The 15,324-nt window shown below is 40.5% G+C and carries 15 protein-coding genes; 9 read left to right on the top strand and 6 right to left on the bottom strand.

What is annotated here, in order from left to right; all coding sequences use genetic code 11:
• Nucleotides 1–178: 178 nt before the first annotated feature.
• The 3 genes from H5180_RS05090 to H5180_RS05080 all read right to left on the bottom strand — a co-directional run bounded on the left by H5180_RS05090 (nucleotide 179) and on the right by H5180_RS05080 (nucleotide 4,120).
• Complete coding sequence (locus H5180_RS05090; protein ID WP_149980333.1) at nucleotides 179–1,063, bottom strand: spermidine synthase; 885 nt, start codon at nucleotides 1,061–1,063, stop codon at nucleotides 179–181.
• Complete coding sequence (locus H5180_RS05085) at nucleotides 1,056–1,676, bottom strand: fused MFS/spermidine synthase (RefSeq protein ID WP_145238924.1); 621 nt, start codon at nucleotides 1,674–1,676, stop codon at nucleotides 1,056–1,058. The genes H5180_RS05090 and H5180_RS05085 overlap by 8 nt, the downstream gene beginning before the upstream one ends.
• Nucleotides 1,677–2,038: 362 nt before the next feature.
• Nucleotides 2,039–4,120 carry a TonB-dependent hemoglobin/transferrin/lactoferrin family receptor gene (locus tag H5180_RS05080; protein WP_182757823.1) on the bottom strand — a complete coding sequence of 694 codons (2,082 nt, stop codon included), beginning with the start codon at nucleotides 4,118–4,120 and terminating at the stop codon, nucleotides 2,039–2,041.
• Between the two features lie 143 nt (nucleotides 4,121–4,263).
• Between H5180_RS05080 and H5180_RS05075 the strand changes: the two genes are divergently transcribed.
• The 4 genes from H5180_RS05075 to H5180_RS05060 are packed head-to-tail and all read left to right on the top strand — an operon-like array spanning nucleotide 4,264 to nucleotide 7,638.
• Nucleotides 4,264–5,073 carry a hemin ABC transporter substrate-binding protein gene (locus tag H5180_RS05075; RefSeq protein ID WP_182757822.1) on the top strand — a complete coding sequence of 270 codons (810 nt, stop codon included), beginning with the start codon at nucleotides 4,264–4,266 and terminating at the stop codon, nucleotides 5,071–5,073.
• The gene (locus tag H5180_RS05070) at nucleotides 5,070–6,116 is read left to right on the top strand and encodes an iron ABC transporter permease (protein ID WP_182757821.1); all 1,047 of its coding nucleotides are present in this window, start codon (nucleotides 5,070–5,072) and stop codon (nucleotides 6,114–6,116) included. Before H5180_RS05075 ends, H5180_RS05070 begins: the two co-directional genes overlap by 4 nt.
• Nucleotides 6,116–6,907, top strand: a complete 792-nt coding sequence (locus tag H5180_RS05065; protein ID WP_259397315.1) for a heme ABC transporter ATP-binding protein — start codon at nucleotides 6,116–6,118, stop codon at nucleotides 6,905–6,907. The genes H5180_RS05070 and H5180_RS05065 overlap by 1 nt, the downstream gene beginning before the upstream one ends.
• Entirely contained in the window at nucleotides 6,904–7,638 is a 735-nt protein-coding gene (locus H5180_RS05060) for a HugZ family protein (RefSeq protein WP_182717315.1), read from the top strand. The genes H5180_RS05065 and H5180_RS05060 overlap by 4 nt, the downstream gene beginning before the upstream one ends.
• A gap of 126 nt (nucleotides 7,639–7,764) precedes the next feature.
• Here H5180_RS05060 and H5180_RS05055 read toward each other — a convergent pair whose 3' ends face one another.
• Nucleotides 7,765–8,265, bottom strand: a complete 501-nt coding sequence (locus H5180_RS05055) for a lactoylglutathione lyase family protein (RefSeq protein ID WP_149980329.1) — start codon at nucleotides 8,263–8,265, stop codon at nucleotides 7,765–7,767.
• 103 nt (nucleotides 8,266–8,368) lie between these two features.
• Here H5180_RS05055 and H5180_RS05050 point away from each other — a divergent pair, with 103 nt between their 5' ends.
• From H5180_RS05050 to H5180_RS05035, 4 genes are all read left to right on the top strand, one after another.
• Nucleotides 8,369–9,238: a LysR family transcriptional regulator gene (locus H5180_RS05050; RefSeq protein ID WP_182757820.1), complete on the top strand. Its 870-nt coding sequence runs from the start codon at nucleotides 8,369–8,371 to the stop codon at nucleotides 9,236–9,238.
• Nucleotides 9,239–9,380: 142 nt separating this feature from the next.
• A complete protein-coding gene (locus tag H5180_RS05045) occupies nucleotides 9,381–9,830 on the top strand; it encodes a GyrI-like domain-containing protein (RefSeq protein ID WP_145238947.1) in 450 nt (149 codons plus the stop codon).
• A 444-nt stretch (nucleotides 9,831–10,274) separates the two neighbouring features.
• On the top strand, nucleotides 10,275–10,484 hold the full coding sequence (locus tag H5180_RS05040; RefSeq protein ID WP_145238950.1) for a cold-shock protein: 210 nt from the start codon (nucleotides 10,275–10,277) through the stop codon (nucleotides 10,482–10,484).
• A gap of 185 nt (nucleotides 10,485–10,669) precedes the next feature.
• A complete protein-coding gene (locus H5180_RS05035) occupies nucleotides 10,670–10,879 on the top strand; it encodes a cold-shock protein (protein WP_016706518.1) in 210 nt (69 codons plus the stop codon).
• Nucleotides 10,880–11,120: 241 nt separating this feature from the next.
• Here H5180_RS05035 and H5180_RS05030 read toward each other — a convergent pair whose 3' ends face one another.
• Nucleotides 11,121–11,963 carry an alpha/beta hydrolase gene (locus H5180_RS05030; RefSeq protein WP_182757819.1) on the bottom strand — a complete coding sequence of 281 codons (843 nt, stop codon included), beginning with the start codon at nucleotides 11,961–11,963 and terminating at the stop codon, nucleotides 11,121–11,123.
• A gap of 309 nt (nucleotides 11,964–12,272) precedes the next feature.
• On the opposite strand from H5180_RS05030, the gene katG reads away from it, so the two are divergent.
• The gene (gene katG, locus H5180_RS05025) at nucleotides 12,273–14,450 is read left to right on the top strand and encodes a catalase/peroxidase HPI (RefSeq protein WP_182757818.1); all 2,178 of its coding nucleotides are present in this window, start codon (nucleotides 12,273–12,275) and stop codon (nucleotides 14,448–14,450) included.
• A gap of 159 nt (nucleotides 14,451–14,609) precedes the next feature.
• On the opposite strand, the gene H5180_RS05020 is transcribed toward katG, so the two are convergent.
• Nucleotides 14,610–15,281: an FMN-dependent NADH-azoreductase gene (locus tag H5180_RS05020; protein ID WP_145238960.1), complete on the bottom strand. Its 672-nt coding sequence runs from the start codon at nucleotides 15,279–15,281 to the stop codon at nucleotides 14,610–14,612.
• Between the last annotated feature and the right edge of the window lie 43 nt (nucleotides 15,282–15,324).

Here is a 15,324-nt window from a genome sequence, read left to right as displayed (position 1 = left end):
CTATAACTTTCGCTCAAAGCACACTATCTATCAGTGCAGCAGCAGGAACCTTAAACTAACCTATGAGGGAAAATTCGATTAGAAATTTAATCGGGTATTAACTTAAAAAGGGGGAATTAGCAGTTAGCTTTGATGGCCAGCAAGCTGGCCTAAGTGTAGTAACAAATGGGCGTAAACTTTAGAAATTGAGTAAGTTTGCGGGTGAGTACTGATCAGTGAGTACTTTTGTATCGCTAGGCCAGTCTTTATTATCTTTGGTCGAAATCATCCCTTCGCTCACCGCTTTGATATCAACGCGATAGGGGGCTAATAACGGGGTTAGCTTTTCTATTCGCTGTGCTAGCTGCACAGGACTTGGAAATTTATTAAAGCCAGCTAAAATAATTCGATTACTATTTTTCTCAGTGCTCACATTAATAAAGTCACCAAATACCGCTTCATAAGTGGCAGATTCATGCTCATAAAGTTTGCTTGATGAAAAGGTATTTGCCGCTACTACGCCACCATCAGCCAGTACACTTTTCACTTCCGCAAAAAACTCTTTAGTAAGTAAATGCTCAGGGATGTAATCACCATTAAATGCATCAAGAATAATCCAGTCATACTTGGCTTGTTGGATTGCTGCGCGTTTAATAAAAATACGCCCATCTTGTACTTTCGAAGTGACTTTATCGTTCTCTTTAAAAGCAAAATAATCACGCGCCACTTTTATAACTGCGGGATCAATTTCAACATTTTCAATCATGGCGTCAGGGTATAGCTCGCTGATCACATTTGATAAGGTGCCGCCGCCAAGCCCGATAATAAGTACATTTTTTGGATTGTCTATCAGTAGTAAACTGGCAAAAGTGAGTTTGGTATAATTAAACACTAGCTTTTGTGGGTTGCTTTTATATATGCAACTTTGACTGCTTTTACGGGCTTTTTCGTCAAACTTTAAACAGCGTAAATCGCCGGTCTCTTCAACTAAAATATTACGATAAAGCGACCGCTCTTGATGAATCACCTTAGCTTGGCTGCTAAACCCAATTAACAGTAAGGTCACGAGCAAATACTTAAACATTGTGTTTCTCCTTGTTAGCTAATTGATTTACGCCAATTGCCAATAAACCTAATAGCCCTAATGTCGTCGCGAAACCCAAAATAATGGTATTCACATCAAACGCTAGCACCATGTAAAACGAGGTAATAATAGTCCCTAAGGCACTGCCTAAGGTGCTGACAAAATACAAGCCGCCAGCGACTTGGCCGCTGTGCTCGCTATCGGTCACTAATAAACGCACAGAGTAAGGCGAAATCATGCCTAAAATAATAGTAGGGACAAAAAACAACGCTGTAGAGGCCAATAACGAGCCATAACGGCTGTCTTCTATGTGAGAAAAAATATACGCCATAATTGGCTGGGCAAATAATGCAATGGGCAGCACCATAATACTGGCAACTAAAAATATTAAACCGTATTTGGTTAACGAAGGCTGGCGAATTGAAAGCTTTCCTCCCAATAAATAGCCAAACGATAAGCTGAGCATAAACACAGTAATAATACTGCCCCAAATATGCACACTACTACCAAAAAAAGGCGCTAAAATTCGCCCGCCAAGTAGTTCTATTCCCATAATACTAAAGCCGCTACTAAAGGCTAAAAAATAAATTAAAGCATTGGTTTTTAAAGTCATGTAATTATCATTTTGTAACTTATTTGAAGCACTATACTAACGTGATGTAAACATAGCCGCCAGTGTAATAATTAATCGAGCCAACATAACTCAAAGCTACTTTTATAAACCAAGACAGTCTCACTTTAGTTATGGGGCAACATAAAGTCAGCCATCAGAGAATAGGGATTAATTTCACTAGCCTGCAAAAGTATTAATGCGCAAATATGATGCATGTTGTTTAGTAACTGTTAACCCCCTTTACAGTCTTTATTAACTTTAAAACCACGACTCTTTTTACATCATCTAGGCAAAGACTCAATGAATAAGTAAAAAAGTAGTAAGGTTAAAACGCTGCACTTACGCGCAGCGTTGATTACCTTTTAAAACTGATAACTTACGCGGGCAGAAAAGTTACGCCCGGGCTGAGTATATTGGCTAAAATCAGCCCCCTGAGATTGCCCTGCAATCAGTTCAAAGGGTACATATTTTTTATCTAGCAGGTTAATTACGCCCACATTTAGCTGCCATGTTTGCCATTCATAACTTGCGTATAAATCCACAATACCGTAACCATATCCTTGCGTTGTTTTATCACCACTTGCATCTCGCACTACATCAGACTGTGATTTAGCAAAGCGCCATGCTGCGGTCCAATCAATATCGCCAAGTGCTGTTGTTAACTGTATTGAACCGTTTAATGGACTGATACTGGTTAACGGCTCGTCTGTTTCTTTGTTTTCGCCTTCAACATATGCAATATTTGCCTCAACTAAAACATTATCGCTTACATGCATCAACAAGCTCGCTTCAACACCGCTGATCTGTGTTTCACTAATATTTTGGTATTGGTAAAAAGTTTTATTTACATTCGGTATGAACGTTGGCTCAACACCTGCAATTGCAACATCAATAAAGTCATCATAAGCGGCGTAAAATGCGCTTAAAGTAACGTTGATATCATTACCAGAAAAGCGCATGCCAAGCTCATATGAGTCGCTGCTTTCGGGTGCTAAATCTGCGTTTGGTAATATTTGATAAAATGGTTCAACACCATGGCTTTGATACGCTTGATCATGCGGGGGAATTTTAAAACCACGTACATATTGCCCATACCAAGATAAATTATCATTAACTTGATAAATCATCCCAAGTTTTGGTGAAAACGCAGATTCGGTAATGTCATCAAGCTCAGCATCGCTATAAAGCTCATCATCTTTAGCTGCTAATGAATAATAGTCAAAGCGTACACCTGCAATCAAAGACCACGCGCTATTTGCAAATTTAATATTGTCTTGCATAAAAACGCCCACTAAAGAGGTATCAGCGCCAGGAAAAGCTTTTTGTTTTTGATCTGTAAAATCGACTGTTCCATCAGCCAATAAGCGTGTTTTATAACGTGGACGTGTTGTATCGTATATATCTACGTCAGCACCATAAACAAAGTTGTGGGTCGCATCTTGTAAGGCTATTTTTTTATTAAATACAGCCCTTAACCCTAAAATATCTTGTTCAAAGCCATAGTCGTTGTAATCGGTATGCGCTGCTGTAGCACTAATTTGATCACTTTGCTGCTCATAACGACTAAACGATACTTGCCAATGCCATTGATCAAACGCTGCTGTGGCCGCTTTTGAGTCGTAATCCAGCGCTAGCGACCAATTAGTATTTTCGTCTTTAGTTTCTTGGCTCGCTTTGGTGATTACTTGTTCAGTAGTTTGATTAAAATAATCTAAGGTGTATTTTAACGTGCGCTTTTCATCAAGTTGCTGCTCTAGTTTAACCAATAACGAATCTGATTTAGCATCATAACCAGGTAGGTTTTCAGTAAAGTTTTGTACTTCTTCGCTATCTCGGTGGCTATAAACGGCACTAACACCTAAATCTCCCAAATCTTTAGCCGCAGTAATATCTACCGACATTTGATTACTCTGACCTTGATATCCAAGCGCCACTTGAGCAAAACTATTTTCGTTTAATAAATAATCGCTCGGATCTTTAGTGGTGATAACCACAATACCACCCAGTGCATCTGAACCATACAATGAAGACGCGGCTCCCTTGGCGACTTCAACTTGCTTTATCCCAGCGACATCAAAATAGCTACGACCAACCAAATAGCCGTCTCCGCCAGCATAACCATCGTTAGTTCGACGGCCATCTTTAATAAACACCACGCGGTTACCACCGACTCCTCTAATTGAAAGCGTTTGAGCCGCAGAGCCACTGCCCGTGCTTGATATACTGGGGTCATAACGAAACATTGTTTGTAAATCAACAGCCAATTTACGTTCTATGTCTTGCTCTGTAATCACAGTTACAGAGCCTGTTACGTCTTCAAGTTTTTGTTCAAACCGAGAACCGCTGACAACAATATGCTCACCAATTATCTCCTCGGCAATGGCAGAGCCCGAACCAAGTAGTAACGTTGCTAAAGCAGCAAGTTGAAAAGAAGGAAAATTCACATTAACTCCAAATGATAATTGTTGTTATTTAGTAGGGGAGGGATGTTACAACTAACTAAAAACAAGATCAATTATTTATGATAATCATTTTCATTTGCATTTAGTTGGGTATAATAATCGAAAATAATGATTGGAGTTTTTTTATGAGATACCTTTTTATATTGATTTTATTGACTGTTCACCCCCTAAGCGCGCAGGAGCGTATAGTGAGTGCTGGCGGTACATTAACTGAAATTATTTTTGCCTTAGATAAGCAAGATACCCTTGTCGCGGTGGATCAATCGAGCCTATATCCAAAACAAGCGACACAGCTCGATCAAATTGGTTATTACCGTGATTTAGCCGCAGAAGGTGTACTTTCGGTGCGCCCAACTAAACTCTTAGCACTTGAAGGAGCAGGACGAGCACAAGCGCTTGCACAAATAGAAGCCACTGGTGTAGAGCTTATCCACTATAAAAAACCCAACTCAATTAATGACTTACTAAATCTTGTTAAACGCCTTGGTAAAGACTTAAATGCGAACGACAAAGCCCAAGCCCTCGTAGCACAAATAAAAAATTCATTACCTCCAAAAGCGAACACCGAAACACACAGCGCTTTATTTTTACTCTCAGCTAATGAGCGCGGGCTTGTTGCTGCGGGCACTGACACGGTTGCTGACTTATTACTTGATTATGCTGGAGTCACTAATTTAGGCGCTACACACAAAGGTTTTAAAGTAATAAATAACGAAGTACTTGCCGTAAAACAGCCCGATTTTTTAATCGCACCAGCCCATGTTGTTTATAGCCTTGGCGGTAAAGAGGCTTTTTGTAATCAACCAACACTGCGCTTATTAACAGCTGCAAAGCAGTGCCGATTATTGGTGATGGATAGCCTGCTATCATTGGGAATGTCGCCGCGCATAGCCACCGGTATTAAAGAATTAAGCGACTATAAAGCTACCTTATGAACACATTAACTTTGAGCCGTTTTAAGCCTGTTTCTATAACTGCAAACCAAAAGTGGATACTGCTAATTACTGTGTGTATTTTTGCTCTAGCACTACTGAGCATAGGATATGGCCCCGCAGGCTGGGATTGGCGTTTAGCCATCGCATGGATTGCCCCAGAGTATTTTAATCAATTTGATGCGCTGCAAATCAATGTGGTCACGCAAATACGTCTACCTCGATTTGTACTAGCTGTATTGGTTGGCTTAGTGCTTGCCCAAACTGGCGCTGCAACGCAAGCTTTGTGTCGTAATCCTTTGGCTGATCCATCAATTATTGGTATTAGCGCAGGCGCAGCCATGGTCGCGGTCGCCTTTATAGCATTTAGCGCCCAGTTTAATTTTAATGCTCAATACTATTTACCTTATGCCGCATTTTTAGGAGCATTGTTAGTGACCTCTTTAGTGTATTTAATTGCTAAGCAGCATAGGCAGGTCAATATAACCACACTAATTTTAGTGGGGGTTGCGATCAATTCTTTATCCTTTGCTGTTATTGGCTTATTAAGCTATTTCGCTGACGATAGTGCGCTTAGATTAATTAACTACTGGACGATGGGCTCATTAGGTGGTGCCAATTGGGATGCCATAACTCAAGCAACACCATTATTGCTACTGAGTATTCTTGGTCTGTGGCGACTCAAAGAACCGATGAACTTACTATTGATTGGCGAGTCTCAAGCACAGTATTTAGGTGTCAACACAGACAAGCTTAAACTGTATGTAATTATACTCGTGGCATTAGGTGTTGGTGCCGTTGTAGCACTTACTGGCTTGATAGGTTTTGTTGGCTTAGTTGTGCCACACATTGCCCGTTTAATGGTTGGCCCGCATTTACGTAAAATGTTACCGCTGTGCATGTTATTAGGCGTTGTTGTGCTGCTGCTTTCTGACTGGTTAGCACGTTTAGTTGTTATGCCTGCAGAGTTACCCATTGGTATTATTACCGCGCTACTTGGCGCACCTTTGTTTATTTATCTGATCATTAAAACTAAGCGAGGGTAATGATGATTACTTTTAATAACCTAAGTGTTGGTTTTGGCAATCACAGTGTTTTAAAAAACATAAGTGGGCACATTGCAAAAGCTCAACTAGTAGCACTGATAGGCGAAAATGGCGCAGGAAAATCAACACTGCTGCATGCTTTAGCCGGGCATTATGACTTTAAAGGCGAAGTACGGTTTAACAATTATCCTCTGAGTACATTGTCTCAAGCACACTTAGCCACTCAACGAGCAGTAATGATGCAAAGCAATCTTGTTGGCTTTGATTTTAGTGTATTTGAGCTCATTGCAATGGGACGCTACCCCTATGCCGAGTCTCTTAAAATGCAAGCTGAAAAAGTCCACAAGTATGCCGCACTCATGGACTTAACCCAGTACTTATCCCGCCGTGTCAGTAAGCTTTCAGGCGGTGAGCAACAGCGCGTTCATATGGCGCGTACTTTGGCTCAATTAGATGCTTTTTCTACTCATACCAAGCCTAAATTGATGCTGCTTGATGAACCTACATCAGCACTAGATATGCGCCATCAACATGCTCTATTGAGTTGTGTTAAAGCATTTGTAGAGCAGGGTAACAGTGCCATTATAGCTATTCACGATTTAAATTTGGCCAGCCTTTACGCAACCGACGCTATTTTATTACACGATCAAAAAGTACTCGATAGCGGGCCAATAAACACAGTACTTACAGAATCTAATTTACAACAAATGTACGCCATGAAACTGCATGTTAATTCTCATCCATATAACAATGCACCCATGGTTTTTTCTCAACGTCAGGAGTTTTCATGAGAGAGCAAGCATTAAGCGATGCACAAAAGCTGGTTTTTAAAACCCATGCTGGTGTTATGTCGACTATTTCTTACAACTTAAGAGGTTATCCGTTTGGTTCGGTAACCCCTTATATGTGTGATGAGCAAGGCCGCATCTACTTTTTTATTAGCGATATAGCCCAACACACTAAAAACTTAAAGCACGATTCTCGTATGAGCTTAACTATTTTTGATGCCGCTGACCGTGGCGACCAAAACGAGCATGGCCGAGTCACATTGGTGGGCGATGGTTGTGAAGTTGCAGGCCCTCAGGCCGAAATACTGCTTAACAAATACATAGCGTTATACCCAGAAGCTGACAGTTATCGGAACGCCCACGACTTTAAATTATGGCAATTAGATGTTGTGCGAGTTCGCTTTATTGGCGGCTTTGGGAAAATATTTTGGCTTGAAAAAGATGAGTGGCAAAGCGCTGCTAAAAGCTGGGACGAAGATCAAGAACAAAGCATGATCACCCACATGAATGAAGATCATCAAAATGCAATGGCTCTAATATTAGCTCAGCATTATTGCGTATCAGATAATGCACCGGTTATGAGTGGCATACTGCCACAGGGGTTTTATATTCAAAGCCAACAACGTAATTATTTTATTAGCTTTGAAAACGTGTGCGAGACACCACAAGCAGTGCGAAAAGCGCTTGTTGCCTTAACCACAAATGCTCGCAATAGCATAGAAGAGCCAGCATAAGAAAACAAATAAATCACATGTGTGGTTATAACGCTTAGCACTACTAACCCAGTAGTGCATTTTCGGTATCAGAGGTCGCAGTAACTAAGCTGCGGCTGTTACAATTTAACACTGATGCCAATTAATTTAGTATGCACCTGCGCTGTAAATAAGCTCATAACTGTGGCTGTAAATCTCGAGAATGTTACCAAACGGGTCTTCCATGTAGATCATGCGATACGGTTTTTCACCTGGGTAGTAGTAACGGGGTGCTTCCATACGCTTTTTACCGCCAGCTTCAACAATACGCTCAGCAAGGCCTTCTACATCTGGATCTTGAACACAAAAATGGAATATACCGGTTTTCCAGTATTCAAAGTTGTCAGCTGGGTTTTCTTGATTTTTAAACTCAAAAATTTCTACACCAATACGATCACCTGTTGAAAGGTGCGCTATTTTAAATTTTTCCCATTGTTCACCAAATACTTCAGTACACATTTCGCCTATTGGGCTTTTGTCTTCGGTAATTAAAGTCGGCTCCATAATGGTGTACCAACCCATTACTTTGGTGTAAAACTCAACGGCTTTTTCAACATCGGGGACCGAAATTCCAATGTGCGAAAAACTACGTGGATAGGTATGACTCATAATAATGCTCCTGTTTAACTATGCTTAGTTGATGGAGTTAGTTTACGAACCGACCTGTATTAAGTAAAATTATCATTAATCATCATTTTGAGTACGTTTTATAATGATAAATCCTACATGGTTACATACCTTTTGCACCTTGGTGGAAGTAAATCACTTTACCCAAACTGCAGAACGCCTTTATATGACCCAGTCAGGCGTAAGCCAACACATTAAAAAGTTAGAGCAGCAGGTTAATTGCGCATTGCTTGAACGCCATGGCAAGCAGTTTACCCTTACCGCACAAGGGCAAGGCTTATATCAAAAAGGAAGCCAGTTACTAAAAGAGTGGCAGTTTTTAGAGCAACAACTGCATGACGACTCACCCTACAGTGGCAATATAAAGATTCAATCACCAGGCAGTTGCGGGCTTAAGTTTTATAATCAATTACTTGATTTACAAGGGCAACATAAAGCACTCACTATTGATTATCGCTTTGCCCCAAACGAAAGCGTGGAACAGGCCGTTGCTAATCACAATGCTGATATTGGTTTTTTAACTCAAGCCCCAACACTCAGCGAGGTTACCAGCCATAAAATCGGCCAAGATGCACTATTATTAATTACACCAACCGGTTACCAAACTCCAAGCTGGCAAAACTTATGCGAACTTGGCTTCATTGCTCACCCTGATGCAAAACATCATGCGCAATTATTGTTAAGCGAAAACTACGCGGAATTTGAACACATTGAGCAAATAAAGCGCTCTGGTTTTTCAAACCAAATTAATTTAATTCTTGAACCTGTCAGCCTTGGTCTAGGTTTTACTGTGCTACCGGCACATGCTGTGAGTGCATTTAGTAAACCACAGTTGATTAACGTCCATCCATTACAGCACCCGATCAGCGAATCTATTTATGTGTGTTATCACCGTAATCGGCCTTTGGCAAAACGAATGAGTAAAGTGCTCGAGGTGATCAAAGCTGGGCTGTAACTGTTTGCAAAAAAGTGAAGTCGTTGCAACAAAAGGTTTAGTCACCAACAAAAAATAAACCCTTTTTATAGCGTATTTATTAAATACTTCATGCTTTTTCTGTTAAGTTAATACTGAGTATTAATGCTAAAGGATAGTCTCAATGGAAGTAAAACAGCTAGCAAGTAAGACCTTAACCGGCTTAAAAGTAAGAACATGCAATGCCAATGAAATGAATACTGGCACAGCAAAGATAGCTGAGCTTTGGCAAAAATTTGGCGAAAAATATACCTCAAAACTCACAAAAGACAGTAAAGTCTTTGGTGTTTACACTAACTACGAGAGCGATGTGACCGGTGATTTTGATGTCATTGCCTGTAGCGATGAGCAATCAATTAACCTTCGTGATTCAGTAACAGTTACAACGCACGCAGGGAGTTATTTAGTCTTTAGTGGCGAAGGCGAAATGCCCGACGCTATAATTGATTTATGGGGTGAAATTTGGCAATACTTTAGCTCAGATGATTGTCGTTACACTCGTACTTATACCAGCGACTATGAATATTATAAAACCGCAACTGAAGTAGAAATAGCGATCGCAATTGCTGAATAAATAAGGAGTCTGTCGCTGTTCAAATGAGCGCTGAGTTCCTTTTTTTCGTGGGGGGGAGTGTGGGATTTCGCACTTCCCCAATTAAAAATATTATCTCATTCAACTAAATTTAATCCCACTAAAAATAAGTCTACACTCCATACCTAGATCACTTTAACAAAGCGAATGCAGAGACGGTAAGCATGGCTACGACTATTCTTATTTAATCAATATATGTTCACAAAATTAACTTGGCTTTAAAAAGAAAAGTAAATAAAGCTTGTTATATGGTTTAAGTTACTGTTATCCTGCTCTGCATCGGGTTGATAGAAAGCCCTGTTTATTTGTAAGTACCACGTTGTTATTAGTAATAATCCTTCGCGCTATCCTCAGTTAAATGCTTGTTTTCTTCCTGTTAAATTGCCTAAATTAAGGCACACTTTTATTAATTCTTAGGATACTATTATGTCTAATACAACAACTGGTTCAGTAAAATGGTTTAACGAAGCTAAAGGTTTTGGTTTTATTGAACAAGAGTCAGGCCCTGACGTTTTTGCTCATTTCAGCGCAATCTCAAGCGATGGCTTTAAGACTCTAGCTGAAGGCCAACGTGTACAGTTTACTGTTACTCAAGGTCAAAAAGGCCCGCAAGCTGAAAATATCGTTAGCATCTAATTTTTAATTAATGGGTTAGTAATAACCCGTTAATGCACTATAAGTTTGAAAGAAATTCTGTTTATTTGTACGTACCACGTTGTTATTAGTAATAATTCATCGCGTTATCCTCAGTTAAATACTTGTTTTTTCAGCTAAACCGCCTGATTTTAGGCACACTTTTATTAATATCTAGGATATCTATTATGTCTACAACTACAACTGGTACAGTTAAATTTTTCAACGAAGCAAAAGGTTTTGGTTTTATCGAGCAAGAGTCAGGTCCTGACGTTTTCGCTCATTTCAGCGCTATCAGCGGTGACGGCTTCAAAACTCTAGCTGAAGGCCAACGTGTACAGTTTACTGTTACTCAAGGTCAAAAAGGCCCACAAGCTGAAAACATCGTTTGTATCTAAACGATTGTTTTAGTTAATACGTTTTAACGTATTAAAAACCCACTGATATTAATTTATCAGTGGGTTTTTTTATACCAATCGTGTTAAGTTATTGGTAGTTTATAGCGACGGATAAATAGAGTGATAACAAGGCATAAATTTTGATATTTTTTTGATAAGTGGTTGTTCTACATGAAATTTATAACGCCGTTAGCGCTTTATTTAGCACGCTAGAAAGGCTAAATATTTAAGTCGATTGGTATTAATATCTGCGCTGTTTTGCGTATAGCCAATCTAAACCTTGGATCAGCGTGGTTGGAAATGCCGTCGCATGCTTTGCTCCTTCAATGATAGAAAACTCAAGCTGTATATTTTTAGCATCCCCTTGACGTATTTTACTCGCTAACTTATTAGCTCCAGTTATCATATCTTGCCCTTCGCCAAATTCAGGTGTTTCTTTACTACCTACCGATAAGTAAACCCTAACGTCTTGCTTAGCTTTAGTAATCGGCTGAGATATTATGCTCTCATTATCAAACCACACCGACGGGCTACCAATAATGTAACTTTCAAACATATTAGGCTGGGTAAAAAGTACATGAGCAGCAAATAAGCCCCCCAATGAATTACCTACTAAAGTACGTTGGTTAGAGGTCACACGGTAATTACTTTGCATATAAGCAAACACATTATCACGAATAAAAGCAGCATGTTGCTCGGCCTTACCCGTTTCGAGCTGCCAATCATTTGCTTGACTTGGTGTGTAATCTCTAATACGGCTTGATGACCCTTTAGAGCCTTGCGAATAACCAATTGCAACGAGTATTGCTTCATTCATGGCGCCACTGTTCATAGCAAAATGCGTCGCCCCGGATGCCACTTGAAACGCATACGAGCCATCAAGGAGGTAAACAACAGGGTATGTTTTATCTTTATTTCGACTGTAACTGCGCGGGAGCTTTATAAATAAAGGATAGCTAAGCTTTGCCTGCTGATCGGTAAGCTCTATAACCGCACTTCTGGGGATTTCAAACGATTGCTCAGCAACGCTGCTAAAAGTTGAAAACAAAATAAGAAAGCAAACTAAACACTTCAAATTAACCATTTTTAATTAATAACTCTTTTTTATAATTAATTCAGACAGCTTATCAAATAACTCAATATACGTGTGGCCATTTTACTGCCACTATTTTTTAACAATAAACATCAGATTAATCGATAGCTGCAATCGCTTTAAATCGTGATTTAGCACTAGTTTTTAATCGTTAATCTTCTATATTGGTACAAAGGATGAACTTAAACAGGGTTTATCAATCAATATATTACATTCAGTAGCAAGTTAATTGTTATGAACTAAGCTTTTAAACACAGTGAGTTATAGACCGAGTTTTATATTCCGATAAAGGAGCTAAAAATGAGCAATTCAGGTGCGGGTAAATGCCCAATCATGCATGGTAGCAACACACAATCGTCTAATTCCAATACTGATTGGTGGCCAAAGGCCTTAAATTTAGACATTCTTCATCAACACGATACTAAACCTAATCCCTATGGCGATGACTTTAATTACGCTGAAGAATTTAAAAAATTAGATCTTGAAGCCGTTAAAACCGATTTAAAAAATCTGATGACACAAAGCCAAGATTGGTGGCCTGCCGATTGGGGTCATTATGGTGGCTTGATGATCCGTATGGCGTGGCACTCAGCAGGATCATACCGTTTAGCTGATGGCCGTGGTGGTGGCGGTACAGGTAACCAACGCTTTGCTCCTTTGAACTCATGGCCTGATAACGCTAACCTTGATAAAGCACGTCGCTTACTTTGGCCTATCAAGAAAAAATACGGTAATAAGTTATCGTGGGGCGATTTAATTATTTTAGCAGGCAATATGGCTTATGAATCAATGGGTTTAAAAACCTTTGGTTTTGCCGGCGGGCGTGAAGATATTTGGCATCCAGAAAAAGACGTCTATTGGGGCGCGGAGAAGCAATGGCTTGCGCCAAGTGATGAACGTTACGACAACGTAGCAAAACCAGACACCATGGAAAACCCGTTAGCTGCAGTACAAATGGGGTTAATTTATGTTAATCCAGAAGGCGTAAACGGCCAGCCAGATCCACTCAAAACTGCGGCACAAGTACGCGAAACGTTTGCTCGAATGGCGATGGATGACGAAGAAACCGCAGCGCTCACGGTGGGTGGCCATACGGTGGGTAAAACCCATGGCAATGGCAGCGAAGAGAATCTTAGCCCAGAGCCTGAAGCCGCAGATGTATTTGAGCAAGGCCTAGGTTGGAACAACCATAAAACGCGTGGGATAGGCCGCGATACTATGACATCAGGCATTGAAGGTGCGTGGACAACTCACCCAACTAAATGGGATAACGGTTATTGCTATCTGCTGTTAAATTACGAATGGGAGCTTACCAAAAGTCCAGCGGGTGCAAACCAGTGGGAGCCGGTAAACATTAAAGAGGAAGATAAACCTGTTGATGTTGAAGATCCATCAATTCGCCTAAATCCGATTATGACCGATGCCGATATGGCAATGAAGATGGACCCAAGCTATCGCAAAATTATTGAACGTTTTTATAATGATTTTGACTATTTCACCGATGTGTTTGCACGGGCTTGGTTTAAACTCACTCACCGTGACTTAGGCCCTAAATCTCGCTATTTAGGTGCAGATATACCAAGTGAAGATTTGATCTGGCAAGATCCCATCCCAAGCGTCGATTACACCTTATCTGATGCTGAAATTAGCGAGCTTAAAGACAAACTGCTAAATGCAGGCATTAGCACCAGTGACTTGATCAGCACTGCATGGGACAGCGCCCGTACTTATCGTGGCTCTGATCATCGCGGTGGCGCCAATGGTGCACGCATTCGCTTAAACCCACAAAAAGATTGGCAAGGTAACGAGCCAGAAAAACTTGCTAAGGTATTAACGGCTCTTGAAAAAGTGCAAGCAAGTTTAAGCAAACCCGTGAGTTTAGCGGACTTAATTGTACTCGGCGGTACTGCTGCAGTTGAACAAGCTGCAAAAGCCGCGGGTGTCGATATCACTGTGCCATTTGCAGCAGGTCGCGGCGATGCGAGCGACGACATGACCGATGCAGAGTCGTTTGATGTATTAGAACCAATTCATGATGGCTTTAGAAACTGGCAGAAAAAAGATTATGCCGTTTCAGCCGAGGAGCTACTTTTAGAGCGAGCACAACTTATGGGGTTAACTGCCCCTGAAATGACGGTACTACTTGGTGGGATGCGTGTACTAGGCACTAACCACAGTGGCAGCCAGCATGGTGTATTCACCGATAATGTAGGCACATTAAGCAATGACTTTTTTGTTAACCTAACCGATATGAACTATCGCTGGGAACCGGCAAGTAAAAGCACGTATAACATTATTGAGCGCAGCTCCGGTAATACTAAATGGACCGCTACCCGTGCTGACTTAGTGTTTGGCTCCAACTCTATTTTAAGAGCACTTGCTGAATTTTATGCGCAAGACGATAACAAACAGCGTTTTGTACAAGACTTCGTTAATGCATGGGTGAAAGTAATGAACGCAGACCGCTTTGATATTTAATTAAAGCAAAAAATGTATAACTTAAGCGCGAGAGTTAATATTCTCGCGCTTTTTATGTCAAAAACCGAAAATTCGTATTTGTAAAAATAAAATAGACTGTAAACCCCCATTACAACTTGGCTAAAAATACTACAGGAAAGCGAGTAATATTTAGCTATTCTAAATAGCCATATTGGTAAGTTGTAGTGCCAGTTCTGTTGCTTGACTGTAAGCATTACTTAACGATTGCTGATGACGAATATCGGCAAACTCTTGATACTCAGAAGCAATTTCATGAATTGTGCTCACGCCTAAATATTTGCTCAAAGTACGTAAATGGGGCACTAAATGGCTCATATGCTCACGTATACCGCCTTGCTCAAAACCAAACTCACCGCTTGAGGTGATCACAACCAATGTTTTACCGCCTAGTAAAGGCTGTAATGGAAAGTCTCCACGGGCCAGATCAAAATCAAAGGTTTTGTTGATCCTCACAACTTGATCAAACCACGCCTTTAACTGTGCGGGCATACCGTAGTTATACATAGGCGAGGAAATCACAATAATATCAGCGGCTGCAATTTCAGCGATTAATGTGTCTGACAAGGCCAGTAACTGTTGTTGTTTTGCAGTCTTTTTATCGTCAGGGGTAAATACCGCACCTATCCAGTCTTGGGTAATAAAAGGCGGCGGATTAACACCTACATCACGATAAATATACTCATCTATGCTTTGCTGCTGAGTAACGCTCTCTATAAAACGCTTAGCTATATTTTTAGAGATTGAATCGTGATCTGGATTGTCATTTTTAACGGCTCTGATGCTTGCATCAATGTGTAATAGGGTGGTCATGCTGTTTATCCTGTTAGTAATTGTGCAGTAATCATCTAACTAA

Source organism: Pseudoalteromonas sp. SR41-4, assembly GCF_014163985.1.
Lineage (GTDB): Bacteria > Pseudomonadota > Gammaproteobacteria > Enterobacterales > Alteromonadaceae > Pseudoalteromonas > Pseudoalteromonas rhizosphaerae.
This window is presented reverse-complemented; position numbering and strand designations above follow the sequence as displayed.